This window comes from Castellaniella sp., from assembly GCF_036379515.1.
GTDB lineage: Bacteria > Pseudomonadota > Gammaproteobacteria > Burkholderiales > Burkholderiaceae_B > Castellaniella.
In genome coordinates, this window is record NZ_DASVGN010000001.1 from 1 (window position 1) to 9,721 (window position 9,721).

General features: G+C 61.7%; 8 protein-coding genes and 1 pseudogene. 3 read left to right on the forward strand and 6 right to left on the reverse strand.

Annotated elements, in window-relative coordinates:
• Together VF285_RS00005 and VF285_RS00010 are read right to left on the reverse strand one after the other, a co-directional pair.
• Window positions 1-2,834 (reverse strand): efflux RND transporter permease subunit (locus VF285_RS00005; RefSeq protein ID WP_346950560.1); only part of this gene is annotated, 2,834 nt, incomplete at its 3' end.
• 12 nt (window positions 2,835-2,846) lie between these two features.
• Window positions 2,847-4,022 (reverse strand): efflux RND transporter periplasmic adaptor subunit, encoded by a 1,176-nt coding sequence (locus VF285_RS00010; protein WP_346950561.1) that lies wholly within the window; start codon window positions 4,020-4,022, stop codon window positions 2,847-2,849.
• Between the two features lie 171 nt (window positions 4,023-4,193).
• Between VF285_RS00010 and VF285_RS00015 the strand changes: the two genes are divergently transcribed.
• Window positions 4,194-5,633: an efflux transporter outer membrane subunit gene (locus VF285_RS00015; RefSeq protein WP_346950562.1), complete on the forward strand. Its 1,440-nt coding sequence runs from the start codon at window positions 4,194-4,196 to the stop codon at window positions 5,631-5,633.
• Between the two features lie 93 nt (window positions 5,634-5,726).
• The gene (locus VF285_RS00020; RefSeq protein WP_414648024.1) at window positions 5,727-6,437 is read left to right on the forward strand and encodes a substrate-binding domain-containing protein; all 711 of its coding nucleotides are present in this window, start codon (window positions 5,727-5,729) and stop codon (window positions 6,435-6,437) included.
• Between the two features lie 12 nt (window positions 6,438-6,449).
• Here VF285_RS00020 and purU read toward each other — a convergent pair whose 3' ends face one another.
• Complete coding sequence (purU, locus tag VF285_RS00025; RefSeq protein ID WP_346950563.1) at window positions 6,450-7,301, reverse strand: formyltetrahydrofolate deformylase; 852 nt, start codon at window positions 7,299-7,301, stop codon at window positions 6,450-6,452.
• 238 nt (window positions 7,302-7,539) lie between these two features.
• On the opposite strand from purU, the gene VF285_RS00030 reads away from it, so the two are divergent.
• Complete coding sequence (locus VF285_RS00030; RefSeq protein WP_346950564.1) at window positions 7,540-8,223, forward strand: thioredoxin fold domain-containing protein; 684 nt, start codon at window positions 7,540-7,542, stop codon at window positions 8,221-8,223.
• 71 nt (window positions 8,224-8,294) lie between these two features.
• Here the strand turns inward: VF285_RS00030 and VF285_RS00035 are convergent, their stop codons facing one another.
• The 3 genes and pseudogenes from VF285_RS00035 to VF285_RS00045 form a co-directional block, all read right to left on the reverse strand.
• On the reverse strand, window positions 8,295-9,020 hold the full coding sequence (locus VF285_RS00035; RefSeq protein WP_346950565.1) for a uracil-DNA glycosylase family protein: 726 nt from the start codon (window positions 9,018-9,020) through the stop codon (window positions 8,295-8,297).
• Between the two features lie 80 nt (window positions 9,021-9,100).
• On the reverse strand, window positions 9,101-9,511 hold the full coding sequence (gene arfB, locus VF285_RS00040) for an alternative ribosome rescue aminoacyl-tRNA hydrolase ArfB (protein ID WP_346950566.1): 411 nt from the start codon (window positions 9,509-9,511) through the stop codon (window positions 9,101-9,103).
• A 15-nt stretch (window positions 9,512-9,526) separates the two neighbouring features.
• Window positions 9,527-9,721, reverse strand: a pseudogene (locus VF285_RS00045) (LysR family transcriptional regulator); the annotation flags it as partial.

The following is a 9,721-nucleotide window of genomic DNA, read 5'->3' on the forward strand; positions in this document are numbered from 1 at the left end:
ATGATCAGGATGGCATTCTTGGCGGCCAGGCCGATCACGGTCACCAGGCCGATCTTGAAGAACACGTCGTTGGCAAGACCACGTCCCATCGTGAACAGCACCGTGCCAAGCAGCGCGAGCGGCACGATCAGCAGTACCGCAACCGGAACCGACCAACTCTCGTACAAAGCCGCAAGCGCCAGAAACACCACCAGGATGGACAGCGCCATCAGCAAGGGAGCGCCGGTGCTGGACGCAAGTTCCTCGAACGACTCGCCTGCCCAGTCGAAGCCGAAGCCACGCGGCAGATCACGCGCCACGATGTTCTGTATTGCATCCATCGCCTGGCCCGACGCGAAGCCGGGAGCGGCATCGCCCACCACCTCGATGGCCGGATTCCCGTTGAACCGCGTGAGCGATGGCGGTACGAGCACCCAGTGGCTTTTGATCACGTTGGAAATCGGTATCATCGCGGGCGTGCCGTCGGCGTTCTTCTGCGTGCTGCTGGGCGTGTAGAAATCGCCAAACGCCGCGCGGTCCATGCGGAACGGGGCGGCCGCCTGCGCCACCACGAACTTCACGCGGCCTTCGGCAAACATCTGGCCGACGTTGGTGGGCGCCAGCATCAGGCTGGCCGCGTTGGCCACATCAGTGGCCGAAAGCCCCATGGATGCGGCCTGCACGCGGTCGATCGTGAAATCAAGCTGCGGCGCGGGCGGCAACTGGTTCGGGCGCACGTTCACCAGCACCTTGTCCTGCTTGGCCTTGGCCACAACCGTCTGCAGCGCCTGGCCGAGCGCTTCGCGCCCCAGGCCACCGGTGTCTTCCAGGTACATGTCGAAGCCGCCGAATTGCCCGAGGCCGTGCACCGTAGGCAAATTGACGACGACGATGGATGCGTCGCGAATTTCCTTGTGCAGTTGTGCGTTCAGGCGCGGAATCAGTTGCTCTGCGGTGTACTTGCGCTGGCTCCAGTCCTTGAGCTGCAGGAACGCCATGCCGTTGTTCTCACCCGAACCAACCGGGCTGAAACCAATGATCTGCATGGAATGCTCGACGTCAGGGTTCTTCTGCAGCACACCCCAGACCTGCTTCATCACGGCTTCGCTGCGCTGCTTGGTCGCACCAGGCGGCAATTGCACCATCGCCAACAGGTACCCTTGGTCTTCCTGTGGCAGAAAGCTGCCCGGCAGCCGGGCATAAAGAAAGCCGGCCAGCACCGCGACCACGACGAACACCATCATCCAGCGCGGCGCGTGGTGCACCGCGTGCGCGACGTGGCCGACGTACGTGTTGTGCGTCCAGTTGAACAAGGTGTTGAACTTGCGGAAGAAGACGTTCTTTTTGCGCTCGTGCGTCGGCTTCAGGTAAGCCGCGCACAGCGCCGGCGTGAACGTGAGCGCCAGGAACGCCGAAAAGAACATCGACACCGCGATCGTCAAGGCGAATTGCCGGTAAATGATCCCGGTCGATCCCGTCTGCAGGGCCGACGGCACGAACACCGCCAGCAGCACCGCCGTGATCGCCACCACCGCGCCCGAAATTTCCTTCATGCCCTGGCGCGCCGCGTCCCGGGGCGACAGGCCCTCCTCGGTCATGATGCGCTCGATGTTCTCGATCACGACGATGGCATCGTCGACCACGATGCCGATGGCCATCACCATGCCGAACAGACTGAGCTGGTTGATGGTGAACCCCAGCGCATCCATGCCGATGAAGGCCCCGAGCAGGGCCACCGGAATCACGATGGCGGGGATGATGGTGGCGCGGAAATTCTGCAGGAAGACCAGCATCACCAGAAACACCAGCACCAGCGCTTCGATCAGCGTGGTCAGTACATCCTGGATCGAGATCGTGATGAAGGTGGTGGTGTCGTAGGGGACAGACCAGGTCACACCTTCGGGGAAGCCTACCTGCAGTTTGGCCATTTCAGCACGCACGGCCTTGGCGACAGCCAGACCATTGGCGCCTGGCAGTGTCTGGATCGCAAAGGCACCGATGGGCTTGCCGTCGTAGATGGTGTCGAAGCCGTAGCCTTGCGGCCCGAACTCGGCTGTGGCGACGTCGCCGAGCTTCACCACGGTGCCATCCGGGTTGGCCCGCAAAATGATGCCGAGAAACTGGCTGGGGGTTGAAAACAGACCTTCGCCCGCGACGTTGGCGGTGAAGCCCCAGCCCTTGATGGCGGGGTCCGCACCCAAGGTGCCCGCAGCGACCTGGATATTTTGCGCCTGCAAGGCGTTGAGGATGTCGGTGGCCGATAGCCCGTAGCCGTGCATTTTTTCGGGGTTCAGCCAGATCCGCATGGCGTATTCAGCGCCGAACTGGTTGGTGGTGCCGACCCCAGGAATGCGTGAGATGGGGTTCAGCACCTGCGAGGCGATGATGTCGTTGAGTCGGTTGCGGCCGATGGACGGGTTGCTCGAACTCAACGCAATGGCCATCAGGGTGTCCGGGTTGGCCTTGGCCACCGTGATGCCTTGGGCAAGCACTTCGGGTGGCAAGCGGCGTTCGGCCCGGGTGACCTGGTTCTGCGTCTGTACGGCGGCGATGTCGGGATTGGTGCCCGGCTTGAACGTCAGGGTGATCGCCACACGGCCACTGGAGCTCGTCGACGAGCTGAAGTACAGCAGGTTGTCGATGCCTGTGAGCTGCTGCTCGATGACTTCGGTCACCGAGCCTTCCGCCGTACTGGAACTGGCGCCGGGGTAGTGTGCCACGATGGACACTTGGGGTGGCGCAATGTTGGGGTACGACTGCACGCCCAGACTGTCGATGGAGAGTACGCCGCCCAGTGTGATCAGAATGGCGATGACCCAGGCAAAAATCGGTCGATCAATGAAGAAATTCGACATGGCGAGGCTCGTTTACTGGCCGTTTTCTGCGTGGGTGTCGCTCACCTTGGGGGCGGTCGAGGCGGGCTTCCAGGGCTCAGCCTTGGCCTGTGCGCCAATCTGGACGGTCTGCAGGCCGGACACGATGATCTGGTCGCCAGCCTTGAGCCCCGACGCCACCACCCAGTCCACTCCGTGAATCCCTTGCGTGACCACGTTCTGATGGCTCACCTTGCCGCCCTGGCCCACAAGCAGCACGTAGGTGCCGGTGATGTCTCGCTGAACGGCAGGCTGTGGTACCAGAAACGCGTGGTGACGCTCACCCAAGGTGAGTTGCAGGTTCACGTAGGTCCCCGGGAGCAGACGGAACTTGGGGTTGGGCAGCAGCGCTCTCAGGGTGACCGATCCGGTTGCAGGGTCTACCGTAGGGGCTGAAAAATCCACCGTACCGAGCTCGGCATAGGGTGTGCCGTCGGGCAAGGTGACCTTGACCTGGGTCTTGTTGGGCTCGGCCAGCTGGATGTCCCCCTGCGAGGCCGCTGTCTGCAAGGCGTTGAGATCGTTCACGCTGAGCGTGAAGTTCACGTAGAGCGGGTCCAGCTGACTGACGGTGGTCAGCAAAGTCGGCGAGCCTTGGCCCACGAGTGCGCCTTCAGTCACCTGCTGTTGTCCGGCGCGGCCGGTGATGGGCGATGTGACGTAGGCGTAGCTCAGGTTGATGCGCGCGGTCTGGACGTTGGCCTGATCGACCTTTACGGTTGCCTGGTCCTTGCGCACCAGAAACTTCTGGTCGGTATAGGTCTGCTCGGCGATCGACTTTTGCTGGTGCAGCTTTTCGTAGCGTGCCAGGTCTGCCTTGTCTTGGTCGAGGATGACCTGATCCTTGGCCAGTTGGGCGGTGACGCTCGCCAGTGTGGCCTTGAGTGGCGTGGGATCGATTTCGAACAGCAGCTGACCCTTGTGGACTTCGCTGCCTTCGACGTAGGCGCGCTTGAGCAGCACCCCAGCCACACGGGCGTTGACGTCTGCGCTACGGTATGCCGACAGTCGGCCGGCCAGGTTCTGGGTGAGGGGGACGCTCTGCTCCTGTGCCGTGATCACGCCCACCGTGGGGGTGGGCTTTGCGGGAGCCGGGTCTTTACCGTTGCTGCAGGCGGCCAGAAGCAACGCCAGGACCCAGGGGGTAGCCCGCCAGACAAAATTTTTCATCTTAGGAATCGATCACGGTGCCCATTGCTTTGGCGAGCAGCTTGGCTCGCATCCGTCGTATGTTGTAGCACCAAGCCGCTCATCGTGTGGTTGATAGATATTTGGGCAATGAGATGCTAGTCTATTGAACGCTATGTCGACCGGTCAAGCCTCTTTCGATCCACAGATTTCATGAAACCCAAGATTCGTCGTGCGCCGCTCGCGCTGTTGTTTTTGTTTGTGTTGGTGCTCGGGGGGTGTGCGGTCGGCCCCGATTACCAGCGGCCTCAGGTGGCCGTGCCGGCGCACTACAAAGAACTTCCGGGGTGGGCCCGCGCAGAACCTGCGGCAGCCGCGCCCAAAGGGCCGTGGTGGGTCGTGTTCCAAGATCCGCTGCTCAACCAGCTCGAGCCGCAGGTCGCGGTTTCAAACCAGACCGTCGCGCAGAATTACGCAAACTACCAGGCAGCCCTGGCAGAAATCAAGGTGGCGCGTAGCGCGCTTTTCCCCACGCTGGGTGTTTCAGGCTCAACCTCGCGTCAGCGCAGCAGCGGTGCTCTGAGCACGTCTGCGCAGAACTCAGGCTCACTCGAAGGCTCTGTGAGCTGGGCTCCGGACCTCTGGGGCGGGGTGCGCCGCAGCATCGAGGCCAACAAGGCCAATGCGCAGGCCAGCCAGGCCACGCTGGCCAATGCCACTTTGTCAGAACAGCTGGCGTTGGCCGAGGCAGTCATCGAATTGCGCGTGACCGACGCCAACATCGATCTGCTGCAAAAAACGGTCGAGGCCTATCGCGAGTCTCTGCGCGTCGTGTCGAATCAGGATAAGGCCGGCACGGTGCCGCCGTCCGATGTCATCAGTGCGCGAGCGCAACTCGAAAATGCGCAATCCAATCTGATTGCCTTGGGTGTGGCGCGTGCCCAATATGCCCACGCCATTGCGGTGCTGGTGGGCAAGAACCCAGAAGCTCTCAGCCTCCCGCATGACGCCACTTTGCCGCCGCTGCCGCAGGTGCCGGTGGGCGTGCCCTCCACGCTGCTGCAGCGGCGCCCCGATATCGCCATCGCCGAGCGGCAGATGGCCGCGCAGAATGCCGACATTGGAGTAGCCGAGGCCGCGTATTACCCTAATTTGTCCTTGTCGGCCGTCGATGGTTTCATGCAGTCGCCGCTGGCAGGCCTGCTGAATATCGCCAATCACGTGTGGTCGCTGGGTGCAGATGTCGGCTTGACGCTCTTCGATGGCGGCGAGCGCCACGGTCAGGTTCTGGCGGCGAAGGCTCGCTACGAGGCTGCCGTAGCGAATTATCGGGGTACGGTACTGGCGGCGTTCAAGAACGTTGAAGACGATCTGTCCGGTCTGCGGATCCGTGAACAACAGGCGGTGGTGCTCGATGGTGCGGTGCGCGACGCGACGCGTGCCACCGAAATCGCCCGCAACGAGTATGCGGCCGGTACGGTCGACTTCACTGCTGTGTCGGTGGCTCAGGCCACGCAGCTCAATAACGAGCAGACAGCCCTCAACGTGCGCGAGCAGCGGTTGCTGGGGGCTGTATCGCTCATTGGTGATCTGGGGGGTGGCTGGTCGGCCTCGGACATGACTTTGGCCAGTGATGCACCGCCTGCCCGTTGATGCGGTCGTGCGGCTGTGTCTCCCCGGCCAGCTACACTACATGGCGACCTCCCGCCACAGCGCGGGTCCATCTCATTCAATTCGCAGGGCTGCATGATGTCGACTGAACCTGAAACCTTGAAGGGCATTTCGTCCATGGCCACGCAGCATTTGCTGGCGCAGCTGGCGGATCAGTACGTGCATGAGCACCCTGTGCGGGTTCAGATCGAATCGGTGGGGGGCGTGAAAGCCGAAAAGCGGGTTTTGGAGGATGAGCCCTTTGATTTCGTCATCCTGGCCTCGGGCGCCATGGAGCGTCTGGCTGCCGCCGGCAAGATCGATCGCGATAGTCTGGTGGGCGTGGTGAGTTCCTCAATTGCCGTGGCCACTCGCCTGGGCCTGGCTGCGCCCGACGTCCACAGCGAGGACTCGATCCGGGATGCGGTGCGCAACGCGCGCACGGTGGGTTATTCCACGGGGCCCAGTGGCCAGTACATCCTGCGGCTGCTCGAAAAATGGGGGATTCCTACGGGCAGTGACGCGCGTCAGCCGCAAATGGTCGAGGCGCGCCCTGGGGTTCCGGTCGGGTCGCTGGTCGCTTCGGGTGAAGTCGATATCGGCTTTCAGCAAATCAGCGAGCTCATCGATGTGGAGGGCATCAACCTGCTGGGCCTGCTGCCTGACCCGATCCAAAAGACCACGGTTTTTTCGGCTGCCATAGCTAGCAGCTCGCACAGGCAAGAGGCCACTCGCGCATTTCTGCGTTTCCTGGTCTCACCGGCGACCGAGCCCGCCAAAAAGGCCCACGGCATGTCGGCGGCCTGAGCGCTCGGGTTCTTACTGCCGAAACACCACGGTGCGCCGGCCGTTCATCAGGATGCGGTGTTCCACGTGCCAGCGCACTGCGCGCGAGAGCACCATGGATTCAGTGTCACCACCGATGCGGGTCAGGTCTTGCGGACTCATGGCGTGGTCCACGCGCGCCACGTCCTGCTCGATGATGGGACCTTCGTCCAGGTCCTGAGTCACGTAGTGCGCTGTAGCCCCAATCAGCTTCACCCCACGCGCGTGTGCCTGGTAGTAGGGACGCGCCCCCTTGAAGCTGGGCAGGAAGCTGTGATGGATATTGATTGCGCGACCTTCCAGTGCCTTGCACAGGTCGGTTGAAAGAATCTGCATGTAGCGCGCCAGTACGACCAGATCTACTTGATTTCGTTCGACAAGATTCAGAATCTGCTGTTCTTGCTGGGCCCGTGTGTCCGCGGAGACCGGCAAATGGTGGAACGGCAGATCATGGGCGCGCGCCAGCGGCTCCAGGTCGGGGTGGTTGGACACCACAGCGGCCACTTCAGCTGGCATTTGCCCGCTTTGCACGCGAAACAGCAGATCGTTCAGACAGTGCCCCTGGCGGCTCACGAGAATCAGCAGCCGTGTCTTGCGAATCGCTGAGTGAAAGGTCGCCTGCATCTGAAATCGCTCGGCGACCGGGAAGAAATCGCCCTGCAACTCTGCTGTCATCTTCTCTACCGGCAATGAGAAATGTACGCGCAGGAAGAACTGCCCGCTGTCGGAATCGCCGAACTGCTGGGCCTGAACGATGTTGCCGTGTTGGGTCAGAAGCCACGCGCTGAAGGCGTGCACGATGCCCATGCGATCAGGGCAGGAGAGCGTCAGGATGTAGTCATGCATTGTCGGGTGTGTCGGGCGATGAAAATGAAAAAGTGTTGGTGATGACCGTGGTAGGCGATTTCTGCAGGAGGCTCTTAACTCTTAAGAGAGCCAATCGTCAGCCGTCAATCAGCACGAAGGTTGACATGCTATACCCGGCATCGAGTCAATAGAAGTCGAGTCTCCTGTGGTTCGGCCTTTGTGTCTAGAATAAGTGCTGATCAACCATCATCGACTTCCGCCTTCCAGGGGGGCTTTCATGAAACACGCTGTATTCGGTCGCCTGTCGGCCAGGTTTGCCATTGGGGTGGTTTCAGCTGCCTTGGTGGCAGCAGCCGGCCTGGTGCAGGTAACGCCCGTTTTCGCTGCAGAGACATCGACAGGTTCACAGGCGGATGCTTCGACGACCAGCCCGAAGGTGCAGGCGCTCTGGGGGCAAGTCACCCAATCGAAGTACATCATCCAAGGTGCCAGCGATAGTACGAAGAAAGCGACCATCTATGCCTTTTTCGACCCTAACTGCATCTTCTGCCACCTCAGCTGGAAACTCTCGCGCGCTTACTACCCGGAAGGCCTGCAGGTGCGCTGGATTCCGGTGGCGTTCCTCATGACCAGCAGCGCACCTCGGGCGGCCTGGGTGCTGTTGAACGCTGACCCCTCCAAGGCGATGGCCGACGGCGAAGGAGGCTGGAAGGGCCTGGAAGACGGGGGGGGCGCTTTCAAGGAAGGGCCGGTGACCGCCGAGGTACAGAAGACGCTGGCGCGTAACAAGAAACTGTTCATGGATCTGGGGCTGACGGGCACGCCGGGCTTCGTCTACAAAGACCCGGTAGGTATTGTGCATACCGTATCAGGGGTGTCGAGCAAGCACATGTTTGCCAACATGACGGGACTGCCGTACGTGTCCGTGGATGATCCCGATCTGGACAACATTCCTGATTAACGCAGATATCGAGCTGCGCTCGCACCCGGGGCCCCTGCATCGGGCGCCGTAAGTTGGATGAAAGTCCTTCGTTACAGCCACGGGGCCAGAGTCTGGTCAGCGACATCGGCCCAGCCGCGGTTGGCGCTGGGGTTGGCAGGGCTGGGGTGCAGCAGGTACGCGGTCGGGGGGGCGTTGCCGGTGATGGCTTGTGCACGAGCATGAGCAAAGCGCCCGATACCGACCACCACGCGGGGTCTGATGGCATGAATCACCGCCCCCAGCGCCGCGTCGCAGATGCCGAACAAAGGTTCGCGTTCGGCCTTGTGCAGTTGTTCAGGGACCAGGTTGCGGTTATTGCGCAAGAACAGCAAAGGGCAGTAGTTCCAGACGAAGATATCTTGAAAAAATTGGTCTGGGCTGCCAAAGCGCTGTTGCGCCCAACCCCAGAATCGGTCCCCGCTGCCTTCGCTGCGATGGCAGGCAAAGCCGGTGATCGGGTATTTTTCATGTTGAGCGGGCAGCGGACCCCCCAGGGGGTGCTCGATCTTCAGCCAGTCGCGCGCCATGGAGACCTCGCCAAAGGGGACCCCCGTCTGGGCCATGCCCCAGGGGCCAGGGTTCATGCCTACGAGCAGGATGCGGTCCTGAAGGTTGCCGTAGCGCTGCAAGTATTCACGGTGCGCCGACCACATGTAGATAAGCGGGTTGTAGACGTGGCTGGCGCTGGGAAACGCCAGCACTTGCAGGCTGCCTGCCAATACGCGGGCAATTGCCGTGCAGGGGTTGTCTGGGGTGGAATCAGGACTTGCAGTCATGTGGGTGCCTTGGTAAGCCAGAATCGGCGGCCGTCGATTCCCCATGTAGTCTATCGCCGATTGCTTTGTACCTTTGTCTGTCAGTATCCCGCGACCTTGGCGCGCAACTGCTTGGTTGCACTGCGTTCGGTCTTTTTTTGCTGGCGGCGGAGCCTGGAGCCCCGCGTGGGTTTCGTGGGTCGCCGTATCACCGGCGTGTCGCTGGCTCGATTCACGATTTCCTGAAGGCGGGCCAGCGCCTCCAGCCGGTTGACCTTCTGGCTGCGGCTGGATTGCGCTTTGATCACGATCACGCCCATTGGCGTGATGCGGTGGTCGCGCAGGCTCAGCAGCCGCTCGCGAACGTCAGCGGGCAGTGATGACGCGTGGATGTCAAAGCGCAGATGGACGGCGCTAGACACCTTGTTGACGTTCTGGCCGCCTGCGCCTTGTGCGCGGATGGCAGTGAACTCAACGTCCTGTTCCTGGATCAGGTGCTGGTGTGGTGTCATGGGTGTGATTTTGCATCAGGTAAAGACTTCTCCGGCAGCGGCGCGCAGCAGCAGCTGGTTCAGAGGGCCCACCGGCTGTCCGTGCTGGGTGGTGATGGCGTAGAAATGTTCGGTCAGCTGCGAAGACTCGCCCACGTGGACCAGCTCGCCCGAGTGCAGCTCGTCTTGCACCACCACCTCGGGTAATACGGTGATCCAGCCACTGTCGCG

What these genes read in the sequence shown, in the direction of transcription:
- VF285_RS00010 (WP_346950561.1), bottom strand. Translation starts at nt 4,022, where the DNA reads ATGAAAAATTTTGTCTGGCGGGCTACCCCCTGGGTCCTGGCGTTGCTT.
- VF285_RS00015 (WP_346950562.1), top strand. Translation starts at nt 4,194, where the DNA reads ATGAAACCCAAGATTCGTCGTGCGCCGCTCGCGCTGTTGTTTTTGTTT.
- VF285_RS00020 (WP_414648024.1), top strand. Translation starts at nt 5,727, where the DNA reads ATGATGTCGACTGAACCTGAAACCTTGAAGGGCATTTCGTCCATGGCC.
- purU (WP_346950563.1), bottom strand. Translation starts at nt 7,301, where the DNA reads ATGCATGACTACATCCTGACGCTCTCCTGCCCTGATCGCATGGGCATC.
- VF285_RS00030 (WP_346950564.1), top strand. Translation starts at nt 7,540, where the DNA reads ATGAAACACGCTGTATTCGGTCGCCTGTCGGCCAGGTTTGCCATTGGG.
- VF285_RS00035 (WP_346950565.1), bottom strand. Translation starts at nt 9,020, where the DNA reads ATGACTGCAAGTCCTGATTCCACCCCAGACAACCCCTGCACGGCAATT.
- arfB (WP_346950566.1), bottom strand. Translation starts at nt 9,511, where the DNA reads ATGACACCACACCAGCACCTGATCCAGGAACAGGACGTTGAGTTCACT.